Origin of the sequence: Bradyrhizobium sp. ORS 86 (assembly GCF_045571475.1) — a bacterium.
Lineage (GTDB): Bacteria > Pseudomonadota > Alphaproteobacteria > Rhizobiales > Xanthobacteraceae > Bradyrhizobium.
On the sequence record NZ_CP120699.1, the window covers coordinates 2335713 to 2350959 of the forward strand.

At 58.5% G+C, this 15247-nt stretch carries 12 protein-coding genes and 1 pseudogene; 4 read left to right on the top strand and 9 right to left on the bottom strand.

Going from position 1 to position 15247, the window contains the following annotated elements:
- Positions 1-454: 454 nt before the first annotated feature.
- A complete protein-coding gene (locus P6U25_RS10575) occupies positions 455-1291 on the bottom strand; it encodes a shikimate dehydrogenase (RefSeq protein ID WP_280973132.1) in 837 nt (278 codons plus the stop codon).
- Positions 1292-2590: 1299 nt separating this feature from the next.
- Between P6U25_RS10575 and P6U25_RS10580 the strand changes: the two genes are divergently transcribed.
- Together P6U25_RS10580 and P6U25_RS10585 are read left to right on the top strand one after the other, a co-directional pair.
- Positions 2591-3481, top strand: a complete 891-nt coding sequence (locus P6U25_RS10580) for a transketolase (RefSeq protein WP_407151205.1) — start codon at positions 2591-2593, stop codon at positions 3479-3481.
- A 263-nt stretch (positions 3482-3744) separates the two neighbouring features.
- Positions 3745-4716, top strand: coding sequence for a transketolase family protein (locus P6U25_RS10585; RefSeq protein ID WP_407151206.1), 972 nt, complete (start codon positions 3745-3747; stop codon positions 4714-4716).
- Here the strand turns inward: P6U25_RS10585 and P6U25_RS10590 are convergent.
- From P6U25_RS10590 to P6U25_RS10605, 4 genes are all read right to left on the bottom strand, one after another.
- Positions 4713-5609 carry an SDR family NAD(P)-dependent oxidoreductase gene (locus tag P6U25_RS10590; RefSeq protein ID WP_407151207.1) on the bottom strand — a complete coding sequence of 299 codons (897 nt, stop codon included), beginning with the start codon at positions 5607-5609 and terminating at the stop codon, positions 4713-4715. The genes P6U25_RS10585 and P6U25_RS10590 overlap by 4 nt on opposite strands.
- Positions 5610-5622: 13 nt before the next feature.
- A complete protein-coding gene (locus P6U25_RS10595) occupies positions 5623-6369 on the bottom strand; it encodes an SDR family NAD(P)-dependent oxidoreductase (RefSeq protein ID WP_407151208.1) in 747 nt (248 codons plus the stop codon).
- Positions 6370-6373: 4 nt separating this feature from the next.
- Positions 6374-7591 carry a Gfo/Idh/MocA family protein gene (locus P6U25_RS10600; protein WP_280973127.1) on the bottom strand — a complete coding sequence of 406 codons (1218 nt, stop codon included), beginning with the start codon at positions 7589-7591 and terminating at the stop codon, positions 6374-6376.
- A 583-nt stretch (positions 7592-8174) separates the two neighbouring features.
- Positions 8175-8306, bottom strand: coding sequence for an autotransporter outer membrane beta-barrel domain-containing protein (locus P6U25_RS10605; protein ID WP_407151209.1), 132 nt, complete (start codon positions 8304-8306; stop codon positions 8175-8177).
- 116 nt (positions 8307-8422) lie between these two features.
- Between P6U25_RS10605 and P6U25_RS10610 the strand changes: the two are divergent.
- Together P6U25_RS10610 and P6U25_RS10615 are read left to right on the top strand one after the other, a co-directional pair.
- Positions 8423-9530, top strand: a pseudogene (locus tag P6U25_RS10610) (IS5 family transposase).
- The gene (locus P6U25_RS10615; RefSeq protein WP_407151210.1) at positions 9527-9841 is read left to right on the top strand and encodes a hypothetical protein; all 315 of its coding nucleotides are present in this window, start codon (positions 9527-9529) and stop codon (positions 9839-9841) included. The pseudogene P6U25_RS10610 and the gene P6U25_RS10615 overlap by 4 nt, the downstream one beginning before the upstream one ends.
- Here the strand turns inward: P6U25_RS10615 and P6U25_RS10620 are convergent.
- From P6U25_RS10620 to P6U25_RS10635, 4 genes are all read right to left on the bottom strand, one after another.
- Positions 9801-11324, bottom strand: coding sequence for an autotransporter outer membrane beta-barrel domain-containing protein (locus P6U25_RS10620; protein WP_407151211.1), 1524 nt, complete (start codon positions 11322-11324; stop codon positions 9801-9803). The genes P6U25_RS10615 and P6U25_RS10620 overlap by 41 nt on opposite strands.
- On the bottom strand, positions 11219-13024 hold the full coding sequence (locus P6U25_RS10625) for a hypothetical protein (protein ID WP_407151212.1): 1806 nt from the start codon (positions 13022-13024) through the stop codon (positions 11219-11221). The genes P6U25_RS10620 and P6U25_RS10625 overlap by 106 nt, the downstream gene beginning before the upstream one ends.
- A 1025-nt stretch (positions 13025-14049) precedes the next feature.
- The gene (locus tag P6U25_RS10630; RefSeq protein ID WP_407152489.1) at positions 14050-14280 is read right to left on the bottom strand and encodes a tyrosine-type recombinase/integrase; all 231 of its coding nucleotides are present in this window, start codon (positions 14278-14280) and stop codon (positions 14050-14052) included.
- On the bottom strand, positions 14193-15041 hold the full coding sequence (locus P6U25_RS10635) for a hypothetical protein (protein ID WP_407152748.1): 849 nt from the start codon (positions 15039-15041) through the stop codon (positions 14193-14195). The genes P6U25_RS10630 and P6U25_RS10635 overlap by 88 nt, the downstream gene beginning before the upstream one ends.
- Between the last annotated feature and the right edge of the window lie 206 nt (positions 15042-15247).

Below are 15247 nucleotides of genomic sequence, written 5' to 3' on the forward strand. Positions count from 1 at the left end.
TCCGATCTGCTGTATGCATTCGTCATGCCAAGGTGCAAACGCAACAAAGTCGTCCGCAACGGCCAATGTCCGATATCCGGGATCGTCGTAGATCGGACAATGTCACTCGACATTGTGCTCGGCCGTCGGTGGCATCACGGAGCGTGCGGCCACCACAATGCGCCGTGACCGCACCTAGACCTCATCAACCTGTTCATGCGGTCGTTGCGGCTGCTCGGCTGGCCCGATCAGCTGGAACCTCGATGTCGTTGGTATCTTCGCCTTGGACGAGTGTGGCGATCGCGTTGGCAAAAGCTCCGATGAGCACCGATCAGGTTCGGGATATTCACCGGCTGAACGCAAAAAGTCGCAAGCAACCAAGGACCGTGGCGCCACGTGCTCAGCGATCCATCGCCAATACACGAGTCCGCTACTCCCTTCGAGCTCGAGCGGGGCAAGTTGGCGAGCCCAAGACCTATATGGAGGTCGCCCGCGTGACCGCCGTAGGGCTGTAGTCTCCTTGAGGAAAACCAAAGAATTCGCGCATCTCGGTGAGTTGGTTGTCCATCATCACGACGCCCGGCTGCACGTAGCAGCCGCGCGCTTGTGCGGTAAGCAGCAGCGGGGTCATCTGGGGATGAACGACAACGTCCCCGACCAATGCCCAAGGCACCAGATCAGTGCAGTCGATCGAGATCGGATCATCCGGTTTCATCCCGATCGAACTGGCATTCACAATGAGATCGTATCCTCGCGCCGATGCTGCCGAAATCCCGGACGGGATTCCGGCTGCCTGAAGTCGGCTCGCGAGAGCGTGCGCGCGATCTGTCACGATGTCCGCGACGTGGACAGAGGCCGCCGCCGCTTCTGCAATAGCGAAGGCGATCGCAGTGCCAGCTCCTCCCGCGCCAACGACGAGCGCGCGACGTCCCTCAATGCGTTGACCTGCGCCCAGCAATCCCCTGACGAACCCGACGCCGTCGAGAATGTCTGCATGCCAGCGGCCTTGGTCGTCCCGCCGCATGACGTTCACAGACTGCACCCGACGTGCCCGGTCTGTATGGATGTCCGCATGGTGCACAGCCGCCAGCTTGTGCGGGATCGTAACGATCAGACCGGCCAGGTTCCGGATCGTTTGCAGACTCCTGAGGGCGGTCTTCAGCTCGGCAGGCTTAACATGGAGCGGGACGCAGACCGCATTGAAGCCATTTGCGCGAAACAGAGCGCTCCAGACTTCAGGCGCGCGCACCTGCTCAATCGGATCCCCAACAATACCAAGGAGCTGCGTCGAGCCGTCAATGATCTTGCGCATCAAGCCTCCGCTTGCGAACTGAGCCCGCAGTTCGCTGAAGGACGGGCTACGGTTCTTCGCGAGTGCCGGCGCGCAGCCCGCCGTCGGGTTCTCCTGCGTTGAGCTTGCACCGACCAGCAGCGCCAGGCTGTGCCCGTGACCTGAAGATGCCGTCGCGGCAAGTGTCGTTGCGGAGTACGCGCGTCAGCCGATGTTGGCTCAGGACGACAAGATGGCTCGCGGAGCCGTTGACAGGTGTCGAAGTCTTGGACGAGCGGACGGCCGCGATCACGATCGGCGCGACAATCAAATCTTTCGATCGACACAGGAGCTAGACCTTGGCGAGCGACGGCAACGGCCCGGACGGATTTCATCAACAGCCTCGCATGAGCGGGATCTCCTGTCGAGCGACGATCCGCTGGTCGGCAAGCACGCAAGCGCAACCGCCACATTTGAGCGTGGGCGCTCCCGTCGTGAGAGCCACCGGCCCGCCTCGAGGACCTTCGAGCTCGTCACCAAAGACGACTTTTTTGACTTGGCGATTCATCCCGTCTTGTCCAAACGGCGTCGGGGTGAAGACACTATGTGTGTCAGGAGTCCGACAACTGACGTCCAATCTTCGGGCGAGGGACGTGATGCCGCCCTCTCAGGCAGGCTTATGACAGCATCTTTGCGGCATGCCGATTGCTCTGACATCCCCTGACGGAGCCGTTACGACCCAGACGGTCCCAACCGGTCACCGGCCTTGGATTTCTGATGGAACTTGCTCGATCTCAGCTGATCAATCCGTTGAAGGCAGCTTCATGGATCGAAGCGCTGCCATGTGGCTCGAGGGCGTCATTGTTGCGCGCGGCGGCGTCGGTCCTTGAGGGCAGCAGAGGGAGCTCCCAGGCACTCGCCGGCGGAGAGCTCTTCCATGAGATGGAGCCGGCCGACGTCAGTCTGGCCAACCGGATGCTCGAACCGCGGAGCGAAATGCGGGTCGACGATTTCGGCGCTCGTGCGAGAAGCCGGAAGTGGTGGTGTTGAAGCAGCTTAAGAGCGTTTAGATCATGATTGTAAGGGGGGATGAACTCATTGCCAATGCAATGTCTGAACATTATGGGCCCGGCAATGACGCCAGTTGACAGAGCGTGCGACGTCCAGTGAACGAGATATTGACAGGTTCATCGTGGCGGACCCTGGCGCACGGCACAGCATGGACGGCAAGGTGTTGCTCAGTTCGACGAGAGGAAGTCCGTCAAGCTAACCAACGAGGCCACGCCACTCCATCTCGGCACGATATTGCGCATGCAGCACCCTTGTCGGGCTTTGAATCTTATGGAGGAGATCACGCCCACCAAAGGCCTATCGAAGCTCGCGTCGGCGGCGGAAATGCATAGAGCCGACGAATTGCTCTGCCGTTCACTTCGTGCTTGCACGCTAAGCGCAGTCCAAAAAAGCGGCGGTGGACACATTGGCTCATCGCTTTCGTTGATCGAAATCCTCTATTGCCTGTTTTATCGATTTCTGCGCATCGATCCGCTGAAACCGGACGATCCCAACAGAGATCGCTTCATTTTGAGCTCTTGCCAAGGAGCTGTGGCGCTCTTTGCCGTCATGCAGCTTCGCGGGTTCTTGCCGCCATGTTCGCTGGAGCGGTTTCTCGCGCCCGGTTCTGAACTGACGATGTTTCCAACCACCAAGATACCCGGCGTGGAGATGACGGGTGGATCTTTAGGGCACGGGATCGCGTTTGGAATCGGAACGGCGCTGTCCGCAAGACGATATGGTCAATCCTACTTAACCGTCGTGCTTATCGGCGACGGGGAAATGAACGAAGGATCCATCTGGGAGGCAGCCCTGGCGGGCAGCCACCTCAAGCTGAGCAATCTTCTGGTCATCATCAACCGAAATCGACTTCAGATTGACGGCCCAACCGAATCGATCATGGCCCTTGAGCCCCTGGCTGAGAAATGGAAATCGTTCGGTTGGAATGTGCAGGAAACCGACGGACACTCGCCATCGAACATCTTGCGCGCGCTCGATCTTGCCAGGGGCAACGCTGAAACGTCGACATCTCCACAGATCTTGATTGCGCACACGGCCAAGGGGCGGGGCGTATCCTTCATGGAGAATTGCTTGGATTGGCATTACCGCGTTCCATCTGAGGCGGAGTACGAGATGGCGATCAAAGAGGTGGAGGCGTGCCGGTGCGCTGGCGGTCAATAACCGCCGTGACCTGCGGATCAGGGTTGGCCTAGCTCGTCGACCTGCAATGTCGAGAGTGAGCCTCGCCGGCGAATGGCTGGCTGACGGAATAGACGGGCCGATGTGGTGCAACGAGACGTCCCGCGGCTGGGATCGTCGACAGCAGCTCATCCCGGTGTCCGCCGCAAAGCAGATCCAGTTGCGCCCTCCATTGCGCCGTCACCGCAACAGTCGGTGCTTATGGCCAGAAGCCTGTCAAGTCCAGTAAGGAGCCACGCCTAGCCGTGTCGAGCCAATCTGTTGATCTTCGTTCCGCGTTCGCAGCCGCGCTCATCGGAAAAGCAAGGGAAGAACACGCCTTCACCCTCATTTCCGTTGATTCGAAGACATCATCGCATGTCGAGCAAATCGAGGCAGAGTATCCGGCTTACTTCCTAGACCTTGGGGTGATGGAGCAGTGCGCGGCCGGCGTTGCTGCCGGACTGGCCAGCTGCGGCCACAAAGTATTCATTGTCGGCATCGCATCGTTCGTCACCATGAGGGCTTATGAGCAGATCCGCACAGTTCTGTCCCATGAGAACTACGACGTTAAGATCGTCGGGCTGTGGTCCGGCCTCTACTACACCTTCCAGGGGCATACCCATGTTCCCCACGAAGATATCTCGATCATGCGCAGCTTGGACAATGTATCCATTTACTGCCCAAGCAGCGAGCTCGACATGCGCAACGTCGTCGATCTCCTCTTTGCCGAACGGGGATTTGCTTACCTACGCGTGGAGAACCCGTTCTTGCCGGCCAGGATGAGGGCGCATGGTGGAGAGAGCTTGGAACTCGGCAGGCTGCAGATCTTAAGGCGGGGCCACCGCGTGGCAATTCTGAGCATGGGCCGCTGCCTTTTCGGCGCTATCGACGCCGCTGAGTTGCTGAATGACAAAGGGATCAGCTGCAGCCTTCTCAATGCAATCCGTCTGTGGCCGTTTGACGAAACCAGCTTTCTGGCAGTGCTCAAAAAGACAGAGGTACTTGTCTCTGTCGAAGAACACGGGAAGGTCGGCGGGCTAGCCAGCATTGTTTCGGAGTTGCTCGTGCGGCATCGCCTGGATCACGTCAGACATTTGCCGATCTCTGGTTCCTCGAAATATCAAAACAATCTGTCCTATGAGGACGCGCTCGATAGCTTTGGACTGACGGGCGTCAAAATATCGAAGGCCGTTATGCAACTACTCGATGGACGTGGCGTCGAGCAGGCCGACTAACGCATGTTCCAGCCGCCATCCACCGTCATGGTGTGGCCTGTGATCATCCGGCTCTTGGTGTCGGAGGCAAGGAAGAGCACGAGCTCGGCGATATCGCGAGCCTGACAGAAGCTGTTTAAAGGCACCTGGCGTAGGAGCGATTGCTGCTGTTCCTCCTGCAGGCGAAGCATTCCTCCCTCTACTCCGCCAGGCGCGATGCAATTGACCCTGATATTGAACTCTGCAAGCTCGCGCGCCAGTGATTTGGTGAGGTTATGGACCGCAGCTTTTGATGCGCAATAATGGATACCGGAATTGCTGTACGGAAACCTGTTTGACGTCGCGCTTGTGGCTCCAATGAAGCCCATCACTGAGCCGATGTTGACGATATGACCCGAGCGCTGCCGACGGAAATACTCGCTTGCGGCCTTGCAGGTCAAGAACACGCCGTTCAGATTGACGTTGATCACATTGGTCCACTCATCAAGGGTCAGATCCCAAAGCCGTGCTCTTGTTGAGCCCTCTCGCTTGGGCGAGATTCCTGCCGCGTTGACCAATAGATCAAGTCTGCCCTCCCGATCAAACAGTTGCGCGAAGGCCCCGTTGACCTGATCTTCTCTGCAAGCATCTCCCGGCAAGTAGATCACCTCATCGGAGGAACGATCCCGCGATGGGGGACGTCGATCGAAAACGGCTGTGCGATAGCCCTGATCCGACAATGCGTGCACGATACTTTGTCCGATATTGCCAGAACCGCCCGTGACGATTGCAACCTGCCGGTTAGCGAGCATTAAGAAATCTCCGTTTTTGTTCCAGGCAAGCCAAATGCGGTTGCATCTGCTTGGCTGAATGGTTTCTCGATAAATATGTCCGAGCCATCCCGTCGCGCTCGATCGCGCTTTGAGAGCGTCCATCGGCGCTGGGCCATTAGCGCCCGCCCGACACATGGATCAGTGAACCGGAGACATAGTTTGCCGCATCGCTCGCGAGAAACCCGACCAAGGAGGCGACTTCCATCGACGTCGCAATTCGGCCGATCGGGATCGTTGATAGGATGCGGTCGTAAGCGTCACGCGGCAACGCATCGGCCATTCGCGTTTCCGTCATCCCAGGCAAGAGCGCATTGACCGTTATGGCGTAGGAGGCGACTTCCTTTGCCAGGCTGCGCGTAAGCCCGAGCAAGCTTGCCTTGCTTGCCGCATAGGGGCTGCCATTGGGCAAGCCTTCTGTCGCGGCTATCGAAGAAATGTTGATGATGCGACCCCAGCGTGCTTCTTTCATGGCGGGAATGACAATTTTTGTCGCGAATACAACTCCAAACACGTTGGTCGAGAAGACGTCACTCCAGGTCTGATCGTCATGCTGTTCGAACGGGCTGACCGGGCAATGGACCCCGGCATTGTTGACCAGGATATTTGCATGTCCCCAACGGACCCTGAGCATGTCGAACGCAGAACTCACCGCATGGTAATCAGAAACATCCACGCGAAGCGTCAGGAGCCGATCGCGGTGCTCCCCAACATGTTCGCGCAGCTGCTTGGCAGCCTGCTCGTCACTATGAAAGAAAGCGCACACATTGGCCCCCTGTTCCAGAAAAAGCGATGTGATGGCGCCGCCTATTCCTTGCGTGCCTCCAGTCACGACCACGGTCTTGCCCTCAAACGCGGAATGCATCCTGTTACCCTCCTTTGCCGCGGCGACCCGCAAGGACACCGCCTCCATTCGAGCGTGTGCCGGTTGGCGCGAGGCAGGCACGCGGAGCAACGGGTCGGCCCAACGACATGGAGTCTTTGATTGCCTGTATGACAGACAATGTCGACGCGGCGTCTTCCAGGGTAATTGCCGGATTGCACTGTCCCTCGATCACGGCAAGAAAGTGCTCGACCTCGCGTAAAAGAGGATTGCACGAAGCATTGTCGGTCACGTCTGCAAAGATCGAGTGTTCAAGCCGCTCCGTCCATCCCTTACCGGGCCGCTTGGTCGACCAGATCTCTCCCGATGGAAAGCAAATCGTGCCGGTTGCTCCGAACAGGAGGTAACAGTCCTTGGGGTATCTGTGAAAGACGCCGTTCTCTGCAGCGTCGTTCTCATAGCTGAACGGTGAGGGGCTTAGGTCAGAGTGGATAAAGGTGAGGTGACAGGCGCCGCCCATCCTGTTCTCGATTTTGGCCGTGATCGTACATGAATGATCGAGTTCATCCCGAGTACGTATCGTCTCCTGACCGACAGCGCTCACCTCGCAGATCGGACCAAGAAGATGCTGAAACGTATCTATCTCGTGCACGATGTTGATCATCATCATGCCGCCACCAGCAGACGGTTCAACGCGCCAGGAACCAAAATAATCGTCTGGCTTGCGTACCAGCCAAAGCGCAACGGCGCGGTTGATTGATCCTACGATCTTTTCGTCGATGGCGCGCTTCAGCCATCCAATTTGATTTGAGAATCTGCGGTGATATCCGACAAGCACCGGCGTTCGACGCAATTTGACGGCTGATTGTAGGCGTCCAATCTCCGTCACGTCTCGAGCTCCTGGTTTCTCGAGCAGGACAGGAACGCCTCGTTCAATGCATCGCTCGGCCATCTCAACCAGGCTGTCAGTCGAGGCTGCGACGATGACGCCGTCCGGCCTGGCATTGTCAAGCAAAGCCGCGATAGAGTTATAGACTGGAGCTCCAAGGTATTCGGCCTTTTGCGCGTGTTTGGACGGATCTTTAACGCATAATCCTGCCAGCATCGCCTTTCTGGTCGCGAGAACCTGCTGCGCCATCACGAAGCCATGTCCCAGACCAACGACCCCGACCCGTAACCCGCCAGTGCACCCGGCCTCACTTGGCATGCTTTTCTCGTCCTCAAGCATCGTACCTGACGCCATTTGCTCCAGGCTCTTGACCATTTGTTCATCCGGCGAGCTTTTGTGATTTCGCTCGCGGCTTGCATTGATGCGAGTCACGATGGCGCTGACAAGCTATCCAACGTCACAGGCTTGCGCGACAATCAGCGTGCGTGGAGGCTGTGCTGTTTGAAGTTTCGCCGACAATGTTGTTCGGTCTCGCACAGAACGCGCGAATGCAATTGTCATCTCGAGCCGAAACTATCGGTCGAGTCTGATCTTACTCCAAGTGCCACCCAGTCTTTTAGTGCACCGTTGGACATGACTGGCTAATTGCCGCGGGCAACTGCAAACTGCCTCGGAGTTGCACGGGACTGTCGGACGATGTCACCGACGCGGTCCTGGAAGCGGGGCTATTCGCTATTCGCCAAGTGCGGCCCCGGCAGCCGGCATGCGGCATTGGCGCCTCGCCGAACCTGACTGCGCAGCCGTGCAAGACCGATTCAAGCGCGGGGACGTGACGCTGTCGATCCTTGACAATCTGTGGGTTACCCCTCGATGATAGCGCTATACTTCTCCTCGATCTCTTCGGATTCCGGGTCGATCCGGACACCCGGTCCTCCAAAAGCTCTCGCCTCCGGCGTCCTCAGAGCTTCACATTGAAGTTGGCGTGGAGGCTGTTCTGTGCGACGCCTGAGCCGAACTGACCCTGATAGGCGACGCCAAGGGTCGTGTTGCTGGAGAGCTGGAAGTCCACACCGGTTTCTACGAGTGCCAAGTCCCTGCCAATGGATAGGCCAGAAGCTGCAAAGGCGCTAGCAGGCTGTTGAAGAAGTCGGTAGCGAAGCGCTTCGTATCGTGATTCTCTAGGACGGGGATTCCATTGGGGACGCGATGCGGGGAAGTGACGAACGGTCCGGCTCGCTATTCAGTTATGTGGACCTGGAGGCCCGGGTTCGCATCGACCATCCGCTGCGGGTAATCCGCGACTTGGCGAATGCAGCGCTGTGCGACCTTTCTGGGGAGTTCGGCGAACTCTATACGGACTTCGGTCGCCCCTCGATCGCCCCCGAGAAGTTGCTTCGGGCGATGCTCCTCCAGGCGTTTTATGGGGTTCGCTCGGAACGGCATCTGATGGAACGGATGGAGTTCGATCTTCTGTTCCGCTGGTTCGTTGGGCTCGGGGTGGACGATGCGGTTTGGAACCATTCAACCTTCTCGAAGAACCGCGACCGGCTGCTCGAAGGCGAGATTGCGGCCAAGTTCCTGAACGCGCTTTTGGCGCAGCCAAAGGTCAAGCGTCTGCTATCGAACGATCACTTCTCGGTGGATGGTACGCTGATTGAAGCCTGGGCTTCGATCAAGAGCTTCCGGAAGAAGGATGGCAGCGACAAAGACGAGGATGGTCCGGGACGCAACGCCGAGCGAGCGCAGCTTCCACAAGGAGAAGCGATCCAACGAAACGCATGCGAGCACGACCGATCCTGAGGCGCGGCTCTACAAGAAGGGTGACGGCCAGCCAGCCAAGCTGAGTTATATGGGCCATGCTCTGATGGAGAACCGCAATGGTTTAGCGGTTTTGGGCAGAGTGAGCCAAGCGACGGGTACCGCCGAACGGGAGATTGCGCTTGCCATGATCGACAGGCAGAGGCGCGCGAAGCGGATCACTCTGGGAGCGGATAAGGCCTATGATGTCACGCAGTTCGTGCAGGACCTGAGAGATCGATCGGTTACCCCGCATATCGCGATTGATGGACATCTGAGCAAGACTGGCAAGCGGCGCAAGACGGCGATCGACGCACGTACCACGCGTCACAGCGGCTACGACGTCAGCCAACGCTGCCGCAAACGCATCGAAGAAGTCTTCGGTTGGATCAAGAGTTCCGCTGGCTTGGCCAAGGTCAAGCTGCGAGGCCGCGACCGCGTGGATGCCGCCTTCGTCCTGGCGCTTGCGGCCTACAATCTGATCCGGCTTCCTAAGCTTCTGGCGGCACCGGCATGAGCATTCGGGGCAGATGGCAGGTCGTCGAGACGCCGGGCTACGACATGGCCTTGGCGGGCGCCTACATTCTGTTCGACGAGGCCGGCGGCGAATTCGCCTTCGACTGCCTCACTGGCTCCATTCATGGAGCCTGCCACGCAGATACCATCGAGTTCGGCTGGCAGAGCAACGACGAAATGGAGCCAGCCGAGGGTGATGGTTGGGCCGAACTGCAAGATGACGGCTCACTCGAAGGGGAGATCTGCCTCCTCAACGGCGACAACGTCCCATTCATCGCGCGCCGTTCAAAAACTTCTTCAACAGCCTGCTAGAACCGGCAGCGAAGCTGCCTGTTGACAGTGGAATGTAGTCCGCAAAGGCATGGCGCCAGCCAAGGTCGGTTCGTACTGTCGAGGCTACGTGCCCAAGTTGAAGGCTGTTAGTGGCTCGGATGCCGAGGGTGGAGAGGGTGGTTTCTATTGTGTCGGCGCGCATATCAAGTGTCGCTCCGCTCCATCCCTTCTCGCTAAAACCGTCTGTGTTGCCCCGAACATAGGCGAGATTGGCGTAGGGCTCGACCAAGGAATGGTCGCTGACGTGAGCCGTGTAGCCCAGCTCTCCGAAGATCTGGAAGGTGCGTGCATCGTAATCGGAGCTCAGATTGTCGCTGAAGCCCGGGAAGGCAACGTTGCGGGTCATCTGCAGATCGTGCCATGTGAAGGCCAGGCCTGAGCGGAGCGCGATAGCTCCTTTTGGCACAGCCCACTCGGTGCCGCCGTAGGTACCGACAGTGTAGTCCTCGCTGCTGCCGGACGACCGAGGAAAATTAGCCATTAAGGTAGAGCGGCTGTAGCCTGCAAGAACGCCGAAACGCCAGTCGTCATCGACGGCCGTATCGATACCAGTTAGGAAACCGCCAATGGTGGATTTGGTCTTGGCGGCATTGCTCTCACCTGATTGCGTTGACCAGCCACCAAAGGCGAAGCCCCACGCCGCGTAACGCAGCAAGTCATCGGATGGAGCGCCGGGAGGCGTCTGTCCGATCGAACCGACAGCGGTGCCGGATTTGCCGGTAGCCTGCTCAGACCCATAAGTCATCACCGCAATCGGGTGGGATGGCGCGCCGCCGAAAGCCTGCTTCAGACGGTTGTAGACCGCCGAACGGGCATAGAAGCTGTTGTTGACCTGCTCGGCTGTGGCCGACGCATAGGCCGCTGGCGAAAGCTGACCCAGCGCAGATGTAACCCCTGTACCGTCCGGCGCGGAGAAGTCGAGTGCTCCGACGAGGGTGTGCAACCCTAAAGCGGCGTTGCCCGCGACTTGATCAAGTGCCGCTCCCACCTGCCGGCTGTTGGCATCGGCGGCATAGCGAGAGTAAGCCTCGGGTGGACGCGAGAACGTCACAGCGTACGTATTGTTGCCCTGAGCCGCGGCCACGGCTGTCAGGGTAGGTGATTGAAGAGATGTCGCCACGTTCGTGAATGAACCGGTGAGAGCTGTGGCGTTCAACCACTGATTGGATGCAAACTTGAAACCGCTGCCATACCAGCCACGCTGCGGCGCAATCGTGAACGTACCGTTGACAGCTGCATTGCCGTTCACCACGAGTCGGCTGAATGCGCCAGTATCGTTCAGTGCGACTTGCAAGCGGCCGCTAGAGGTCTGTAAGAAATCGCCTTTCACCGTTATGCTGTTGTCACGGCCATTGATTACCGGCGCGAACGTGCCGCTATTGATGAAACGGCCATCGGTGTTGAGCAGGTAACTGCCATTGCCACTAAGCGTTGCACTTTGCGCGACATTCGCGTCGTACACTTCGTGATGTCCGGTAAAAAAGAGCTGCCGCCCAGCAATTGCAATGACAGATTGTTGTGTTCGACGATATTGCCATGATAGCGAAATGCAAAGCTTGGGTCTGGTTGCCCTGTAGAGTAACCACTCGCATCGGGCGTCATGCCGAACGTCAACTTTGTTAGCCGCGGCGCACCGTTTGCATCAACCTGGGCGTAATCTGAACGGATGTCCCCTGATAGCACCGCCCCACGCATCACATTGATCTGGCCCACATAAGCGTTGTTCGACATGTACATCGCCGCATAGTTGCCAGCCAGACGTCCGGTCAGGTCGAACGTGCTGACCAGCGGACCATTGATTTCATCGAGAATTGGGGCCGGTTCATTGCGCGTGGTGTGAATGTACGAGCCACGATACTCGAAGCGATTCCCTACCACGTTGTTGCCGAAATCGAAGCTTGCGGCGATGCCATGGTTGCCGACAGCCTGCACGTCACCACGCTGGGTAAATGTGTGATCCTTGCCGTAGATGAACATGACGGCGCGCCCATTGGCGCCGTCCGCATAGACGCGAGTCCCGGGCAGGATTGTTATTGAATTGTTTCCGCCGTCGACGCGAATGCCGGCACCGCCGACGCCGCGTGAGAGCAGGTCGGCGCGCTGAACCACCGTATTATTGCTGCCATACACGTGCAATCCCAGCCCAAGCATGGCCGTATTGTAGGTATTCGGAAGGTAGGCGGTACCACCGGCGTTGCGGCTGAAGAAGGGGTTGTCGTTCACCATAGTCTGGCCACTGCCGTACAGTGAGTAGCCGAAGAAATTGCGCCGATCGATGGTGTAGCCGAGATCCTGGAGCGCTGCGAGCTCCGCCTCCATCAGATTGGTGTAGTTCCGGTATTTCTGATGGCTCATCAAACTGTTGTTGAGCTCGATATGCGACATGCCACTCGTCGATCGCAGCGGAACACCCGGCATGGCGCCGGCGAGCACTTCGCTCACGTGCCTCCCACCGAAATAGCCTTGATCGCGCCGGAGGTCGAAAACGTCGGCAGCTGGTGGGTTCAAGCATCGGGAACAATAAATCGTCTGCCCCGGCCGAGCCTGTTTGCCATTGTCATCGTACCAATGGCTCGTCCACCCATCTATCGTTTTGGAAAAAGACACCCAGTTAGTACCGTCGCCCAGCATGCCCAACGCATGTGCCATCTCGTGCACTACGACCGCTGGTAGATTCGTACTGGGTGTCATCGACACTTGGGACGGGATATACGGCTCGGATGAGAATCCCATCTGGCCGATTCCAATCACGCCATGCGCACCATCGTCAAGCTCGCCCGGATCCTGACCGGTGAGTGCCGCCTGCACCTTCGTGACGACCCCCTGATAAGCGGAAAAGCCAGACGCGTTGTCACTATGGTCTGCGACGATATTGATAATGGCCGGCGATTGACCAGGGACAACCTTGATGATTTCAGCCCAATACTGAATCCCGGCCAGCGCCTGATCTGTTTCCCATTGCGACAAATTCCGCACCGAGGACACCGGCTCCGCATTTTCGCAACAATAGGGGGCGTCGCCGGTACCGAATATTCGCGCCCGTATAAACGGCACACCGTTCGAATCCCTGACATCATAAGTTTCAATGGCCTGGCTGGGCGTGGCGAGCAACGCATAGGCCGCGACGGCCGTAGCCGTCCTTGCGAATTGTTTCGTTCTCAATTTATAGCCTCAGCTCGGGGGACCAATAGAAGCGCGCGTAGCTCAGCGTCGTCCGGAATTCGCAATTACGGGAGGCGCGTAGACATGCAGCTAGGGAGCAACAAAGCTCCGTCAGCCGCTCCCGCCTCTATCCAAAGCGGCGCGCCAGACGCTGCATATGCGTTTTGTTCGGATGCACCATGGCTGACAGGTTGGTCTTCACTGTTGTTCCTTCGAATGAGATGATCGCTCGTTGAGCTCGGGCGGCACCTGCCAAATCAAGACTCGTGCCGACTGCTGCGAAAGGCACCCCTGAAACCGTTCTGCATTTTATTCAGAGACTTAAGTGAGCGCGAAACAGCAAGGGTCGAAACACCACCTGTTGCGAACTCGACAAACCCAACAATAGTCGGCGCAGAGCTTTGAGGCGGGAGCGAACGAACGCTTCGGAGGTGACGCAGCGCAATGGCATCGGCCCGGACTGCTCACGGGAGGGCGCCGCCAGGTTGCGGCGCCGGCGGTCAAGACGCCGAGCTTCGTGCCGATCTAAATTGGTGTCGAGAGCCGCAGCGCAGCTGACGTGCGTATTTCATCGGCGAGGCCTTTGGACATCAGCGCGCGGCCGACGAAGGCCTGCGGGCTGGTCGAGATCGAGCTGAGTGCAGCGGATCGCGCCGGAGGAGCTGGCGTGGCTTTCGACCGCGGCGCTTCGGGCCATGCGTGGTTGCACTGAGCAACGAGCTCAACGTGGAGCTCGCGGCACAGTCGGTCGACCTTCGCATTCAGTGCAAGCGATCGAAATCTTTAGAGTTGAGCTTGGTTGCGCCTGAGGATGCGCGAGCCGGGCACGAGCGCGCCGCAGTCCAGCACTCTTCGATGACCCCCATTAAGCGTAGCTGGAACCGGCTCAGGTGCCCGGCGTGGGTGACGCGGAGCGCATTGCCGCGCTGGGGGAAGAGTCCGCCACCTCGAACGCGGACGTGCGCCCGGCACCTGCCCTGGGCGAGATCTCAATCGTGCGTCGAGATCGTCGAGCGGACTTCTGGCTAGTGCGTCAGATTGGTTGCGACTTGCGTGCATCGCTCCGTCGACGACAGTCGCGCATGCCTAAAAAGTACTTGGATGAGCCGGATACCAGTACCGCGCCCATAACGGTGAGTAGCAAAGCTGTGCCGCAGAACATGTGCCATCACCCGCTGATCGAGGCGGGCATGCTGCCAAGCTTTGCGGCAAGTCTCCTGGAGGTGGCAACGCTCACCAGATCGCCCAGATTGCATCCCGAAGACAGCCAATGGCGCGGTTTGGCAAGATACCAATAGGATCGCAGGATGATGAGCAGCCGCAGCGACAGCATCATGTAGCGATCGTTGCCGCCCTTGCGGGCCGTCATCAGGATCAGCATGCGCTTGCTGTCGATTGCGCTGGCGTCAGGCGGCCGACCTCGCCGACCCGTAGCCCCGGCAGCGTAGGCCGTCACCAACGCAATGCGGTCGCGCAGGATCGGGACAGCCTCCAGGAAACGGGCAACGTCCTCCGCACTCAGCGCCAGCGGTGCTTGATCGGATCGCTGGCCCATCATTGCGACGTGCCCAAGCTGCGTGAGCGCTATCGGTGTCGCGGGCGTCACGGTTGCGGCGAGTCGCCGGTCACGCGACGGACGCTGGTGACGCCACGGCGATGCTACCTTGCTTGTACTGTCTTGCTCATTCAATAGGTTGGCTCCGGATTGCGCTCTCCAGAACACCGATCTTTTGCTTTGTTGAGACGATCGTCTCGCCGCGGTCGCGTTCGCATCACCGGCGTCATGTCTATTGATAGAATGTTCTACTCGATAGCGCGCCACTCGAAATTGGTGAGAGCATTCTGGCTGCAAGGGAGGTTTCTCTTCAGTAATCGCGGCTATCGACGTCGTGCTGCGACGTTGAACTGTCTCGTTCAAGACGTCGCTTGGCTTAGGCGCGACAACAAGATGTCTGCATCCAGACAGTGCGGCGAGAGCTGTCCTTTCATCGAGAAAGCTCTCAAATGTCTTTGGCATGCCGGTTGCTTGAAGATGCGGCGAAATCCGTCGCGATCATGATCGTCGTCCAACCCTGATCGACATATTCAGATGAGACTTGCTCAATTGATCGCGGTCAGAGCTGTCCTGATGCGCTCGCGTCCAAAGCGCGCACCTGCCTCGCGACGTCTCTCATCTTCGGGTGGCGTTCAGTTTGTTGGCCGCTATCCAATTGCCCGGTACAA